This window comes from Litoribacterium kuwaitense (assembly GCF_011058155.1).
GTDB classification, from domain to species: domain Bacteria; phylum Bacillota; class Bacilli; order Bacillales; family DSM-28697; genus Litoribacterium; species Litoribacterium kuwaitense.
Genome location: NZ_JAALFC010000010.1, coordinates 50986 through 64727, shown reverse-complemented (window position 1 = coordinate 64727; position 13742 = coordinate 50986). Strand labels below are relative to the sequence as shown.

General features: G+C 41.6%; 13 protein-coding genes and 1 pseudogene. 11 read left to right on the top strand and 3 right to left on the bottom strand.

Going from position 1 to position 13742, the window contains the following annotated elements:
• The first annotated feature begins 104 nt into the window (after positions 1-104).
• The 4 genes from G4V62_RS07980 to G4V62_RS07965 all read left to right on the top strand — a co-directional run bounded on the left by G4V62_RS07980 (position 105) and on the right by G4V62_RS07965 (position 4299).
• Complete coding sequence (locus G4V62_RS07980) at positions 105-2117, top strand: GGDEF domain-containing protein (protein ID WP_165201007.1); 2013 nt, start codon at positions 105-107, stop codon at positions 2115-2117.
• On the top strand, positions 2114-2419 hold the full coding sequence (locus G4V62_RS07975; RefSeq protein WP_165201005.1) for a helix-turn-helix domain-containing protein: 306 nt from the start codon (positions 2114-2116) through the stop codon (positions 2417-2419). The genes G4V62_RS07980 and G4V62_RS07975 overlap by 4 nt, the downstream gene beginning before the upstream one ends.
• Before the next feature lie 54 nt (positions 2420-2473).
• Positions 2474-3376: an aldo/keto reductase gene (locus tag G4V62_RS07970; protein ID WP_165201003.1), complete on the top strand. Its 903-nt coding sequence runs from the start codon at positions 2474-2476 to the stop codon at positions 3374-3376.
• A 92-nt stretch (positions 3377-3468) separates the two neighbouring features.
• Entirely contained in the window at positions 3469-4299 is an 831-nt protein-coding gene (locus G4V62_RS07965; RefSeq protein WP_165201001.1) for an amidohydrolase family protein, read from the top strand.
• 142 nt (positions 4300-4441) lie between these two features.
• Here G4V62_RS07965 and G4V62_RS07960 read toward each other — a convergent pair whose 3' ends face one another.
• From G4V62_RS07960 to G4V62_RS07955, 3 genes and pseudogenes are all read right to left on the bottom strand, one after another.
• Complete coding sequence (locus G4V62_RS07960) at positions 4442-4672, bottom strand: hypothetical protein (RefSeq protein WP_376768301.1); 231 nt, start codon at positions 4670-4672, stop codon at positions 4442-4444.
• A 474-nt stretch (positions 4673-5146) separates the two neighbouring features.
• Entirely contained in the window at positions 5147-5272 is a 126-nt protein-coding gene (locus G4V62_RS20810; RefSeq protein WP_376768300.1) for a glycoside hydrolase family 95-like protein, read from the bottom strand.
• 6 nt (positions 5273-5278) lie between these two features.
• Positions 5279-5794: pseudogene (locus tag G4V62_RS07955) on the bottom strand (glycosyl hydrolase family 95 catalytic domain-containing protein); the annotation flags it as partial.
• Positions 5795-5896: 102 nt separating this feature from the next.
• On the opposite strand from G4V62_RS07955, the gene G4V62_RS07950 reads away from it, so the two are divergent.
• The 7 genes from G4V62_RS07950 (at position 5897) to G4V62_RS07920 (ending at position 13741) form a co-directional block, all read left to right on the top strand.
• A complete protein-coding gene (locus G4V62_RS07950; RefSeq protein WP_165200995.1) occupies positions 5897-6511 on the top strand; it encodes a hypothetical protein in 615 nt (204 codons plus the stop codon).
• A gap of 698 nt (positions 6512-7209) precedes the next feature.
• Positions 7210-7752 carry a helix-turn-helix domain-containing protein gene (locus G4V62_RS07945; protein ID WP_165200993.1) on the top strand — a complete coding sequence of 181 codons (543 nt, stop codon included), beginning with the start codon at positions 7210-7212 and terminating at the stop codon, positions 7750-7752.
• Positions 7753-7823: 71 nt separating this feature from the next.
• Positions 7824-8837: an ABC transporter ATP-binding protein gene (locus tag G4V62_RS07940; RefSeq protein WP_165200991.1), complete on the top strand. Its 1014-nt coding sequence runs from the start codon at positions 7824-7826 to the stop codon at positions 8835-8837.
• A complete protein-coding gene (locus G4V62_RS07935; protein ID WP_165200989.1) occupies positions 8834-9871 on the top strand; it encodes an ABC transporter ATP-binding protein in 1038 nt (345 codons plus the stop codon). The genes G4V62_RS07940 and G4V62_RS07935 overlap by 4 nt, the downstream gene beginning before the upstream one ends.
• Positions 9852-11054 carry a dipeptidase gene (locus G4V62_RS07930; protein ID WP_165200987.1) on the top strand — a complete coding sequence of 401 codons (1203 nt, stop codon included), beginning with the start codon at positions 9852-9854 and terminating at the stop codon, positions 11052-11054. The genes G4V62_RS07935 and G4V62_RS07930 overlap by 20 nt, the downstream gene beginning before the upstream one ends.
• Before the next feature lie 29 nt (positions 11055-11083).
• Positions 11084-12727 (top strand): ABC transporter substrate-binding protein, encoded by a 1644-nt coding sequence (locus G4V62_RS07925; RefSeq protein WP_165200985.1) that lies wholly within the window; start codon positions 11084-11086, stop codon positions 12725-12727.
• Positions 12728-12799: 72 nt separating this feature from the next.
• Positions 12800-13741, top strand: a complete 942-nt coding sequence (locus tag G4V62_RS07920) for an ABC transporter permease (RefSeq protein ID WP_165200983.1) — start codon at positions 12800-12802, stop codon at positions 13739-13741.
• Position 13742: the final 1 nt, after the last annotated feature.

The following is a 13742-nucleotide window of genomic DNA, read 5'->3' as shown; positions in this document are numbered from 1 at the left end:
AATTTTCGTGTTTGTCTGGACATTTGATGTCAGCAAATAAGGCTAAGGAAAGGCTTCAGTAATGCACATTTTGTATCATAATGGTTTTTAGGAAGGAGAGGCGTATGAATATTGTAAAATATTATCAGTCAAGAAAATATTTATTACGCTTATTATTATCGTTATTATTATTTATCATCTTCCTATTAATTTTAAGTTATTCAGCAATTTTTTACACGTCTGAAAGGAAAGCGCTTAACATACAACAAGAAGCAAATGAAAAAGTATTAAATCAAGTTGTGTACAACGTAAATTATATTAAAAATATGATCGACAATATTACGGTATCGACCTTCTTTGACAATGATATTACTGCTTTACTGAATGCGGGCTCTTTGGAAATTTACGAATTGTATCCTAAGTTAATGAGGATGGAGAAAATCGTAAATACGAACCCATTTTTAGATTCCTTAATCGTTTATAACGCAAATACGGATTGCTATTATTCAACCAAGTATACAGCTCATTGCGAAGACGATAGTATGAAGCAAACAGTCGATCAATATATGAACAGCCAAGAAATCATCCCTAAGCTGGATTTCATTCCGATGTCTTTTGAAGGTGACATTGAAAACAATGACCCTGACTTCTTTTCGTATTTTATGTACCATTCCAACGATTTAGCTAGTACTAAAAACAGCATACTTATTGTTAATATAAAACCAGATTGGCTGTTAGATAATATTAATAATATTAACAAACGGGTAGGTTATGAAAATAGCCAAATCATTATATTGGATCAGAGGAATAACATTTTAAACGCTGGGGATGTGCGTGAACAGAATGGAATCATTGATTACGTCAAAAGCCATGTGGACCCTTCAAACCATTCAAGCTATAGCATCGAGGAAATTAATCAAGAGAAAAAGATATTAAGTTATGTAAATTCGCCGGAAAACGGATGGACCGTCGTAAATGTACAATCCTACGATGATGTTGTAGGGCATATAAAAGATATGCGACTGATGGCGACCCTGTTGTTTATCGCATTTTTAATTTTCGCTATTATCGGCTCCTTCATCGTGTCACACAAACTATATAAACCTGTTGGTGACGTATTAAAGCAGATCAAGCAAAACCTAATACGAGATGATGTTTTAGAGTCAAACGATGAATTGAAAGTCATCTCTGTTGAATACAATAATGCCTTAAAACAAATGCAGTATTTGAAAAATAATGAGGAATCTAATAAAAATCTTGTCAAAACGTACTACCTTAGAAAATTAGTCATTGACAGCACTTTAGAAGACTTATCCAGTCATAGACATCATTTTGTTATAGATTTAAGCAAACCCATGCTGATATGCACTATAAAAATCGATGATTATGCGAAATACAATCAAACGTTTGAAGAGAATGAGAAAAAAGTCATCGAATTTGCGATAAGTAATATTGCGCAAGAGATTATGAATAGAAGCTACCCTACTGAGTTTGCCAAAATGAAAAATGACCACTTTATCATGTTGCTTAATATAGAAAAAGGACAGCAAAAAGAGCGTGCTTTTACAGATTTATTAAGTGAGCTTCAAGATACGATTCAGACGTTTTACAATATATCACTTTCGCTGACCATCAGTTCACATATGACAGAATATACCGAGATTACCGAAATGTATCTAAGAACATTAAAACATTCTATGTATCGAGTAATCTATGGTCAAAAGTCCATCATTTTACCTGAAATGGTGAAAGAAAATGAACAAAATATCAAATTGTCGTACCCGAAAGAAATTGAAGCAAAGCTTATTGAAGGGATGAAAAAGAACAATTTCGAGTTGATTCAAATTCAGCTCTCCGAATTATTTGCTCATATTACGAAAGTCAATTACGACCACATGATGTATGCGGTTATTCATACATTTGTGTTAATTGACCGGACTGTACACGACATAAATCGTCATCAAGTCTTGCAATCCAATCTTGATATAAGAGTCTATTATGAACGGTTATCGCAATTAGAAACGCTAAAAGAAATCTTTGAGCTTTTAGAAAGTTTGACTTTAGAGCTGTGTCAGTCACGTAATCTAGACAATGAAGAGGGCAGACGGTATATTCTCGTTGATACCGTCAAGGAATGATAGAAAACAATTATAAAGATATGAATTTAAATTTAAACGCGATTGCAGCAGATATCGGAGTTTCTTCAGCATATCTCAGCAAAGTGTTTAGAAGCCATGAATTCATGTCTGTAGGAGATTATATTAAAGAGTATCGCCTTTTAAATGCAGCGAAAATGCTTGAAGAGAATAAATATACGGTGAATAAAATTATGGGGATGACCGGTTTTGGAAATCAAAGCTATTTTTACAAATTGTTCAAGCAAAAATATGGCGTAACACCGAAAGAGTATCAGCAATCAAAGCTATTAAATAACGCGTGATGGGTAATTTTGAGTAAATGAGCTTTCAATGACAACGCGAAGGAGAGTGAATAAATGCAATATACTGAACTTGGGAAGACAGGAATCACCGTCTCAAAACTTGGTTTAGGAGGCGCTCCAATCGGTGGTGATTTTAGTGACATAACTGATCCAAAAGCGATCGAGGTCATTCATGCGGCGCTTGATTTAGGTGTTAATTTTTTTGATACAGCACCATTGTATGGACGTGGCGAAAGTGAACGACGATTTGGGATTGCCTTAAAAGGGAGGCGCGAAAATATTGTTTTAGCGACAAAAGCGGTGATGAGAGGTGACAGCTATAGCTATGACAATACGATCCAATGTGTGGAAGAGAGCTTACAGCGCTTACAAACGGATTATATCGATTTAATCCAACTGCACGAAGCAGAATGTACGACGTATGAAGAAGCAATGGAAGGTACAATGGCGGCATTTTTAAAACTGAAAGAGCAAGGGAAAGTTCGCGCAATTGGGGTCAACGCTGGTCAAACGGAATTATTGATCCCATATATAAAGTCGGGAAAAATAGATACGATCCAAACATTTTCTAAATATATGTTGATCGACCATACAGCAAAAGACGAATTAATCCCTTTGGCAAAAAAGATGAATGTCGGTGTAATAAATGGTAGCCCCCTTGGAATGGGTGTGTTGGCAGATGCCCCGGCACCATTTTTACTTAAAAATACAGCGCTTTTAGCAGAAGCCGAAAAGAGAAAAGAGCAAATCTCCTTTTTGCGTAAAACTGAGCCAAAGGGTTTGATTGAGCCGGCCATGCGATTTAGTTTGAGTCATCCAAATATCGCAGTCACGTTAACAGGAACAACTTCATTGAATTCCTTAAAGAAAAACGCAAGATATTGTGATGGTAGGGGGCTGACTGAAGATGAACAAAGAAGAGTATATGAGCTGTTTGACCAGCGCCCTTTGCACTAAAAAGCACATTGATCGTGCATTGAAAATCACGGAAGAAGGTGTGAATAAGTTTTCTCAATTGATCGATCTCATTCGTAAAAAGAGGTGACTGTATGATTGATACACATGTTCATTTTTGGCAGCTAAGCCGTCGGGATTATTTGTGGATTAAGCCGGAAAATCAAACGTTATATCGAGATTATTTATTAGAAGATGTTGAAGAGTATTTAGCGAAAAATCATATTTCAGGCGTTATCGCTGTCCAAGCGGCACACACTGTTGACGAAACGAAATATCTATTAGAATTAGCTGTAAAACATGAACAAATCATTGGCGTTGTCGGTTATCTAGATTTAGAGGCAAGCGCTACGATCAAGTTATATGAACAACTCAGAAAAAACCCCTATTTTGTCGGCATTCGCTATACCCTTCACGGCTTTAATACAGATCAATGGGAGATATCTAATCAGTTGCTCGAGAACTTAACCATAATGGCAAAAGACGGATTTCCAATTGATTTATTAATGAATGCTGGGAATGTCCCTTATATTTCCCGTTTGCTCGAAAAAGTCCCTCATTTAAAGGTCGTCGTAAATCATTTGGGGGCACCGCTCTATCATGATTCCTTTCAGCCTTGGGCCGAAGGAATGAGAAATATAGCCGAACATCCGAAAGCAATGTGCAAATTATCTGGTATGATCTCCCAAACAAAAGGAAATCAACCGGAAATTTTTAAGAAGTACGTTGCTCACTTGATTGACTGTTTTGGCAGTGACCGATTGCTATTTGGCAGTGATTGGCCAGTTGCATTATTGGGTGGAAATTACGATGAAGTGGTACACATGTTTAGAGAGGTTTTACCTGACCACCTCGATGAATCACAGTTAAACAATATATTATTTGAAAATGCTAAGCGATGCTATCGTCTAGAAGATGCGCGATAACTCATTGTACTCGCTTCGATCTTCCTGCATTACGCAGATAAAAAGGCTGGGTGGACAGGAACTTCTCTCATCTTGGCAGTCTACGAATGAACCGATGATCATTTAGAGCTCGGACAAGCAAGCGATTGGAATCCAGCCATATTCATGATCTTTCGTTTGACAGTAGGCCTATCAATATTTCTCCTGCACTGATCGTCAGTTCATGAGCTGAATAATTTTCGGTAACGATGGCTAAACGTTCCGCGTCCGGGTCAGTTAAAATTTGTTTTGGAACCCAACCTTCTTTGTTTGTAGCGAGAGATTTACAAAAAATCCAGTTGGGAAATTCTGTATCTTCTTTTCCATAGGTCACTTTTTGATCCTTCTCTAAAATGATTGGGTCAGGAAAAGCGGAAGCATGTTGTTTTGATACAATATATTTCGGTATAGTGAATCTCTCCGTTCATAATGCTATCATAATCGAAAATCAAACAGAACACAAGTTCCCTTTTTGCGATTTTATAATATTGTGTAGCAAACAAACAGAAACGGCTTTCGTCTTCCTTGCGACGAGCCGTTTTTGTCGTTCTAAATCTATTCGCTTTCAGCTTCCGTGAATGAGCATATAAACGAAACATATGACACGTCAAAGGACAGGGCCTGCGAAGAGGCGCCCTGTCCACCCAAACGTTTTTTACGGACGAAGCTCGTACGATTCGCCTGCCCCGATCGCAAACTCAATTTTATCCGAAGCTGTTTTTGTCGCGGGAATCCCCTTTTCGTTTTGATAAACATTAGACACATCAGAGGAACGGACGGTGACATCTCCATTTTGATCGGCTGTAATGGTGGCTTCAGTAAGCTTCCCTTATGACCAGGAGATATTAACAGTTAATCCACCGCGTGCCCGCAGCCCTTTGACCATCCCTTCGCTCCAGGCATTCGGAAGTGCGGGAAGGAGATGGATTTCCTTTTGCTGACTTTGTAAAAGCATTTCACTGATGCCTGCGGCTCCACCGAAGTTGCCATCAATTTGGAATGGTGGGTGGTCATCAAGTAAATTTGGGAGCGTTGATTGCTGTATAAGGGCTTGGACATTGTCCAAAGCTTGTTCTCCATCGTAAAGGCGAGCCCAAAAGTTAATGATCCAGGCGCGGCTCCAGCCCGTATGACCGCCACCGCTGGCAAGTTTTCTGTTGAGAGTCACGCGCGCAGCTTCGGCGAGCTCAGGAGTGCTTCGCGGTGTAATCGCAGAACCTGGGTATAGAGCAAATAAATGTGAGATGTGCCGGTGACCAGGTTCTTTTTCGTCATAGTCTTGAATCCATTCCATAATTTGACCATGTTTTCCGATCAAAGTCGGAGCGAGACGGCGCTTGGTGTCAGCAATGTCTGTTATTATCGGGTCATCGGCCTGCAACAAACGGCCAGCTTCAAGACAAGCGGTAAAGAGTTCGTCTAAAATTTGAGAATCCATCGAATTGCATGAAAATAACATCATTGTCTTTGCAAAGGATTTATAAAAGCTGTGCTGTCACTCATAAATCTTGACAAGTACGTCAATGTTTTTTCGAAATGAAAACCGTGCTACACTTTCAGTAAGAAAGGAAGATGTGACATGGGAAAAATGGATGAAACCATCATAGTTGTACCGACAGACGAACTGTTTTCAGAAGAGCACCTTTATTTTAATGGCGTTCAATTACAAAAAGAAAATACGGATGCGCTTCTTTATCAAATGGGTGAGCATTATACGACGATGAGGCGCGGGGATGCGGAGGAGAATGAAGCATTTAAGCAACCCATTCCATATGTCGTCGTGAAACATGAAGATGAGGTCTTCGTTTATGAAAGGTTGGCAGCTGGCGGTGAAGCGAGGCTCCATCATAAATGGTCGATCGGTGTCGGGGGGCATCAAAACCCCAGTTCTACAGAAGATTCTTTTTTAAATCTATTAGAACATAACATGTTGCGGGAGTTGGAGGAGGAGCTCACCTTTGATCGTAACATGCCTTACACGTTGACCCCTATTGGGTTAATCAATGACGATGAAGACGAGGTCGGACGAGTACATATTGGTATACTGTTCGTTCTTGAAATGACGATGCAAGATACCATCGAAGTGAGGGAAAAAGAGGTACTACGTGGCAGCTGGCTAAAGATTTCCGAAGCAGAAAAACAACTCGATCGGTTTGAGTCGTGGTCTCAATTTGCCATTCAAGCGTTAAAGTAGAGTTTCAAAGGTTATAAATCGATTAAAAACTCTCTAGGGGTTAGCCAACTGCTAGAGAGTTTCAGCCTGTTGTCAAACGTTTTCATCCCAGGTTACTCGCCTCGCTCGTCCTCTGATGAACAAAAAGTTCAATTTGTATCTTCGCTTGCCAGCGCGCTAGTCTGACAAGCGTTTTTTAGCCAGGCTGAGATTGTTGTCAAGAGCTTACATCCGTGATTACTCGCCTCGCTTGTCCTCTCATGAACAAAAGTTCGATACGTGTCTTTACTCGCCTCGCGCTAAGTCTGATTTGCGTCTTCATGCCAGGTCCATGTTGAACAATAATAGAAAAGTTGTTACTCAAATGCTACTAAAGTTCAGAAAGAACTTTGTCGTCAATTTGAATCTCTTTAGGCTTTGCTATCGACTAGAGCGTTTTTAAAAACATTTTTATGCTTTTCCCAAAAATCTCTTTTTCTATTCCGATAAAAAAAGTATAGAGATTGGTAGAAGCTTTGCGAGATGAGCTAACCTGCTGCAGTTTAATTGTTCCCTCTATTTGGAGATAATGTAAACGTTTTAATAAAAAATCAATAAAAATTATTACATATTTATGTTCAAAGAAGAATTTTTATGCTATTATACACGATAATCTAGTAATATTTAAAAAATTACAGTATTACTGAAAAATGTAGACGGTGGTCTAGGTGAGGTGTTGTATGGAACAAATATACAGAAAAATACGTGATCTCAGACAAAGAAATAACATGACGTTAAAGGATCTGAGTGAGCGTACAGAGCTATCGGTGAGTTTTTTATCGCAAATTGAACGTGGTGCCTCTTCGTTGGCGATTCATTCGTTGCAAAAAATTGCTGATGCGTTTGATGTCAATATTGGTTATTTCTTTGAAGAGCAGGATCGGCAGAGCTATCTCGTGAGACGTGCGCAAAAGAAGCCGTTTCAAATTAAAGGGTTTGAATCGGAATACATTCGTCTGAATGGTGAGTTTGCGAATCGGTCACTTGCACCATTTGAGGTGGTTATCAAGCCTTATCAGAAGCGGACGAAGACGTTCACTCATCCTGGCGAAGAATTTTATTACGTGCTGAAAGGTGCGATGATTTTCACCTTGGATCAAGAAGAGTTTTATTTGCGAGAAGGCGAATCGATCCATTTTCCATCGACAATTCCGCATTTTGGTGAAAATCCTCTCAGCGAGGAAAGCCGCTTGCTTTGCGTCATTACCCCCGTCATTTTTTAAATTGTAAACGGGGAAATGGTTGTTTGGCTGAAATGTCACAATATTCTGTTGCGAGGAGGTATGTTCCGTTCATGGACAAGCTATTGCAGGTTGAGCATCTGTCGGTTGGATTTCAAACCGATCAAGGCGTTGTTAAGGCCATCGATGATGTGTCGTTTCATGTGAATAAAGGAGAAACGCTTTGTATTGTGGGCGAATCAGGGAGCGGCAAGAGTGTTACGTCAATGGCGATCATGCGTTTAATTGAGTATGAAAATGGTGTTCTGCTATCTGGAGATATGACTTTTAATGGTGAATCAATCGCTGCAAAAAGCCAGGAGAAAATGCGAAAAATTCGTGGAAATCAGATGGCGATGATCTTTCAGGAGCCGATGACGGCATTAAATCCTGTTTTTTCCATCGGGAGGCAAATCGTCGAGTCGATTCGTCTTAAGGATAAGTCTATTGATAAAAAAGACGCTTGGGCACGCGCTGAAGAGTTGTTAGGACTTGTCGGTATTTCAGAACCAGCGATTCGCATGAAGCAGTTTCCGCATGAGTTATCTGGCGGAATGAGGCAACGCGTCATGATTGCCATTGCCTTAGCATCGGATCCCCAGCTCCTCATTGCCGATGAGCCTACAACCGCGCTCGATGTAACCATTCAGTCACAAATTCTCCATTTGCTTAGTGAATTGAAAGAAAAAACAGGCATGTCAATGATTTTAATTACGCATGACATCGGGGTTGCTGCCGAAGTTTCAGACCGAATTGTTGTCATGTACGCCGGCAAAGTCGTTGAAGAGGGTGATGTGTTCGAATTATTTGAGAATCCGCGCCACCCGTATACGCTCGGCCTTTTCAAATCCGTTCCTTCGGCGGAAGGTAAGCGAAAGGCGACACTCCCATCGATCCCTGGGAACATTCCGACGCTTTCAAATCTGCCCGAAGGATGCCGCTTTCACCCTCGCTGTCCATACGCGACCGATCTTTGTCGAGAAAAAGATCCGGAGCTTGAAAGTGTAGGGAAACGAAAGGTAGCCTGCTTCCATCACGAGGACATTGCAGCCGCCAGCGGTGTACAGTTTGAGGAGGGGGGAGTATGAACGAAGTGACACGCCCTGAAGACAAAGAGACGATATTGCTGGAAGCTTCTCAGTTAAAAAAGTATTTTCCGATCAAAAAAGGTTTATTTAAAAAGACGGTCGGTCATGTTCGGGCTGTCGACGATGTTACACTGGCGATTAAAAAGGGAGAAACGTTTGGTTTAGTCGGCGAATCAGGATCAGGAAAATCGACGCTTGGACGTGTGTTATTAAAGCTACATGAACCGACAGGTGGGAAGGTCACTTTTAAAGGTGTAGCCATTCAGGAATTTAAGGGACAGTCTCTTCGCAATATTCGAAAGGAAATGCAAATTATTTTCCAAGATCCTTTTGCATCATTGGACCCGCGTTTTACCATTCGGGATATTATCGCAGAACCGTTTCAAATTCATCGCTCACTTTCAGGTCAGGCGTTGGAAAATCGGATTGATGAGCTGCTGGAACGTGTCGGACTAGACCCTGCCCGTAAGCATGCTTATCCCCATGAATTTTCCGGTGGACAAAGGCAAAGGGTAGGCATCGCCCGGGCAATTGCGTTAAATCCAGATTTTATTGTTGCTGATGAAGCGGTATCGGCGTTGGACGTGTCGGTGCAGGCGCAGGTCATTAACTTATTAAAAGAACTTCAAGACGATCTCGGCTTAACTTATTTGTTTATTGCTCACGGCTTAAACGTCGTTAGACATATTTCTGATCGGGTCGGTGTTATGTACCTTGGTCAGCTTGTCGAAGTTGGGCCAACGGATGACTTATATGACAACCCAGCCCATCCGTATACGAAAGCGTTGATTGAGACAAACCCAAATCCAAACCCGTATAAACGTAAAAAGCGTGTCTTGTTAGAAGGGGAAATCCCATCTCCGGCAAACCCTCCGTCGGGCTGCCGTTTCCATACACGTTGTCCAATGGCAACCGAGTTTTGTAAAAAAGAGGCGCCGGTGTTAGAAAATGTTGCTGATGACCGGTGGGTCGCTTGCCATTATCCAATACATCAACAAAAAGGAGACAAAACTAATGAAAAAGAAACCGTATGATGGTTACAAATCCTTCCAGTACCTCGAGCCAGGAAAAGACTACAAGCCTTATCCGCTTGCAAAAGAAATTGACCGTGTCGAACCTTTCACGTACGAAGTGACAGAAGAACAAGAAAAAGAAGTACAGACGATTATGGAAGAGGAGTACATCATTTCCCTGCATGAGCATACGTTTGTTTGTCCTGAGGATGTCAGCCAGATTTTTGAATTCAGACGCCAAGGACGTGATTGGACTGGATATGAAGGGCTGAGTGTGTCTGGATTAGACGTTGTCTTTGAAAACTACATGGACGGTACAGCACTCATTACGTCTCAGGCAGGCTGGAAATGGAACGATGTGATTCACGACCTTGGTATTCGCTATAGTGATTTTGCTCATCAAGACCTTGTGATTCGGGCAGAAACGCTCGCTGATATTGAGCGTGCGAAAACAGACGGAAAAATTGCTTTTGTCACGTCCTTAGAATCGGCAACACAAATTGAAAATGAAATCGATCGTGTCGACGTCCTTTACGGTCTAGGCGTCCGAGTGATGGGAATCGCTTATTCTGAAGGAAACTCACTTGGCGGGGGATTAAAGGAAGACCCAACGTTTGGCCTGACGAAGTTTGGTCATCAAGTCGTTGAACGAATGAACAAGCTCGGTATGACAATTGACGTTTCTCACTGTAATGACCGTACAGCGATGGATACGATTGAAGCGAGCAGTAAACCGATTTTTATTACGCACGTCGGAGCAAGAGCTCTATGGGATACGAATCGAATGAAGCCAGATCATATTCTAAAAGCATGTGCTGAAAAAGGTGGAGTCATCGGTATCGAAGCTGCGCCACATACGACGCTGACAGAGAAGCATAAAGAGCATAATATCGAGTCGATCATGGAACATTTTGAACATTGTGTTGAGTTGTGTGGAATTGACCATGTATCCTTCGGCTTAGATACGCTTTACGGCGATCACGTCGGTTTGCATCACGTTTTTGCAAATCAGTTGTCTATCGGCGACTCGCATAAAGGTCAGGCATTTGATGAAGTCGATTATGTAAAAGGGTTAGAAAACCCGTCTGAGGCTTATCCGAATGTTGTTCGTTGGTTAGTAAAGCATGGTTATAGCCGTGAAGATATTCGCAAGGTGATGGGGCAAAACATCCTTCGGGTTCTTAAAGAAACCTGGGTGAAATAAATAAACATTTTTAGAAGGGGGAATGATCAATGAAGTTCAAATCAAGTTGGTTAGTCATGTTGTTTACGCTCATGTTGTTTACGTTAGCTGCCTGTGGTGGTGGAAGCAGCAGTACGCCTGAGTCCACTCCTGAGGAAAGTGAGTCTAACAATGGAGGAGAAGAGGCGGCACCTGCACAGGGTGGGGAGATTTCCATTCCGATCGTCGCTGATCCAATTTTTAATCCTTGGCACCCAAATGCGTATGTAGAATCAAATATCGTCAACAGGATCATTTTTTCTGGATTGACGAAGCCAGGAAAAGATACGGTTCCATCTCCAAGCCTAGCAACGGAGTGGAGTGCTTCTGAGGATGGACTCGTCTGGACGTTCAAGCTACGTGATGATGTTAAGTGGCATGATGGTGAAGATTTTACAGCAGATGATGTCGCATTTACGTTCAATGGTCTTGTCCTTGATGAAAGTAAAGGTGCCAATAGTGCGGCCAATTTTCAGGCAGTAAAAGAAGTGAAAAAGGTCGATGATTACACCGTTGAGTTTCATATGAATCGTCCTTGGTCTGCGTTGCCGGCATACTTAGGTTTTAACGCAGAAATCGTTCCTCAGCATATCCTTGAAGGCACAGATGTTTGGAATAACACTGAATTTAACAAAGAAACACCTATTGGAACTGGTCCATTTAAAGTAGTGAATAATACACCAGGACAAAGCGTTGAGCTTGAAGCCAACGAAGAATTCTTCCTTGGTCGTCCAAACTTGGATAAAGTCACTTATAAAATTCTTGCCGATGTGAATACACATATTGCCCAGGCAATGACTGGTGAGCTTGACATTTTCTCTTTAGAAGATACGTCTTCTCTCGAACGTCTTGAAAGTGTTAACACACTTAAGATTGAGCCACGCGATGTAACAAGATATTACTGGCTTGGTGTGAATCAAAACGATGAGCGTTTTCAAGACGCCAAATTCCGTCAGGCGATTATGCACGCGATCAATCGTCCAGCGATTATCGACAATATCCTTAAAGGGTATGCGACAGTAGCGGATGCGGCGATTTCACCTAACCTTGAAAAATATTATACGAACGACGTTACGCAGTATGACTATGATCCAGAGCAAGCAAAAGCACTGCTTGAAGAGATTGGCTACACGATGAATAGTGAGGGTGTTATGGAGAAGGATGGCGAGACGTTAAGCTTTGAATTTGATGTTGCTATCCAGGGAGACTTGGTGACCATTGCCCAGTTGATTCAGCAGGATTTAAAAGCAGTTGGTATGGATGTTGAGCTTGTCACGATGGATTGGAATTCGATGATTCAAAAGGATGTCGTTGAACGGAACTATGACATGATGATGAACTGGTGGACATATCCTGACGATCCTGATGTATATGCCCAGTATCATTCAAGTAATGCCGACACGGGAAATAACATTCCGAACTATAAGGATGAGGAAATGGATCGCCTTCTTGAGCTAGGCCGACAAACGACAGATCCAGATGAGCGTGCGGAAGTTTACAAAGAGCTTCAGGCTTACATGTCTGAAGAGCTTCCTTACCAATATTTATGGTATCCACAGGAAACAATTGTTATGAATGCGAAGCTGAACAATGTTCCTGATTTGAACTATGGCGCATCCTTGCATTATGTCAATGAATGGACACTCGACCAATAAGATGAGTGAGGAGAGGCCAATACGGCCTCTTCCTCCTCAACTGAATGAAGTTTTGGAAGGAGGAAAGCTTAGATGGCGTCATTTATCGCTCAGCGTCTCTGGCAAAGTATTATCCTTGTCTTTATCGTGTCTATCATTACTTTTTTCTTGATTAACCTTGCGCCCGGCGGTCCTTCTTCAATGATGAGAATGGATGCAACCGCTGAAGAACGGGCGGCGATTGCTGAGCAGCTAGGGCTAGATGAACCAGTCATTGTCCGTTATGGAGAGTGGCTTGCGAGTGCCGTTCAAGGGGATTTAGGCACTTCTTTATCAACAGGACAGCCTGTCATCGAACGAATTGCTGAACGCTTTCCCCATACTTTGCAGCTGACAATTTTAACATTGATCGTTTCCGTCTTCGTTGGGCTCGTCTTAGGTATTATTGCCGCTATGCGCAGAAATCGAATCAGTGACTATGCGATTAACTTTCTGGCGGTTATTGGTTTGTCTGTTCCTTCGTTTTGGCTAGCGATCATGCTCTTGCTTCTTTTTTCAGTGACCTTACAGTGGCTTCCTTCATCAGGTGTTGCTCCAGAAGGGAGCGGGATTTGGGAACAGGTGACCTTTCTGTTGATGCCTGTCCTTATTTTATCAACATCGACACTCCCGACAATCGTTCGTTTTATGCGTTCTTCTATGCTGGAAGTGATTTCGCAAAACTACGTACGAACGGCTCGTGCGAAGGGTGTTAAGGAAATGGTTGTCATTTATTGGCATGCGATGCGGAACGCTTTAATTCCAGTTGTGTCCATCATCGGTGTCCTTATTCCTCGATTACTTGGCGGGGCAGTCATTGTCGAATCTGTTTTTGGTTGGCCGGGAATGGGGCGTTTAATTGTTGAGGCGGCGAATGCGAGGGATTACACACTCGTTATGGGTGTAACGATTGTCGTCACGCTCGTCGTCGTGTTAACGAACTTCCTCGTTGATATCATTTATTCAAAAATTGATCCACGGGTGAAAAACTATTAAG

What these genes read in the sequence shown, in the direction of transcription:
- G4V62_RS07980 (WP_165201007.1), top strand. Translation starts at nt 105, where the DNA reads ATGAATATTGTAAAATATTATCAGTCAAGAAAATATTTATTACGCTTA.
- G4V62_RS07975 (WP_165201005.1), top strand. Translation starts at nt 2,114, where the DNA reads ATGATAGAAAACAATTATAAAGATATGAATTTAAATTTAAACGCGATT.
- G4V62_RS07970 (WP_165201003.1), top strand. Translation starts at nt 2,474, where the DNA reads ATGCAATATACTGAACTTGGGAAGACAGGAATCACCGTCTCAAAACTT.
- G4V62_RS07965 (WP_165201001.1), top strand. Translation starts at nt 3,469, where the DNA reads ATGATTGATACACATGTTCATTTTTGGCAGCTAAGCCGTCGGGATTAT.
- G4V62_RS20810 (WP_376768300.1), bottom strand. Translation starts at nt 5,272, where the DNA reads ATGCTTTTACAAAGTCAGCAAAAGGAAATCCATCTCCTTCCCGCACTT.
- G4V62_RS07950 (WP_165200995.1), top strand. Translation starts at nt 5,897, where the DNA reads ATGGGAAAAATGGATGAAACCATCATAGTTGTACCGACAGACGAACTG.
- G4V62_RS07945 (WP_165200993.1), top strand. Translation starts at nt 7,210, where the DNA reads ATGGAACAAATATACAGAAAAATACGTGATCTCAGACAAAGAAATAAC.
- G4V62_RS07940 (WP_165200991.1), top strand. Translation starts at nt 7,824, where the DNA reads ATGGACAAGCTATTGCAGGTTGAGCATCTGTCGGTTGGATTTCAAACC.
- G4V62_RS07935 (WP_165200989.1), top strand. Translation starts at nt 8,834, where the DNA reads ATGAACGAAGTGACACGCCCTGAAGACAAAGAGACGATATTGCTGGAA.
- G4V62_RS07930 (WP_165200987.1), top strand. Translation starts at nt 9,852, where the DNA reads ATGAAAAAGAAACCGTATGATGGTTACAAATCCTTCCAGTACCTCGAG.
- G4V62_RS07925 (WP_165200985.1), top strand. Translation starts at nt 11,084, where the DNA reads ATGAAGTTCAAATCAAGTTGGTTAGTCATGTTGTTTACGCTCATGTTG.
- G4V62_RS07920 (WP_165200983.1), top strand. Translation starts at nt 12,800, where the DNA reads ATGGCGTCATTTATCGCTCAGCGTCTCTGGCAAAGTATTATCCTTGTC.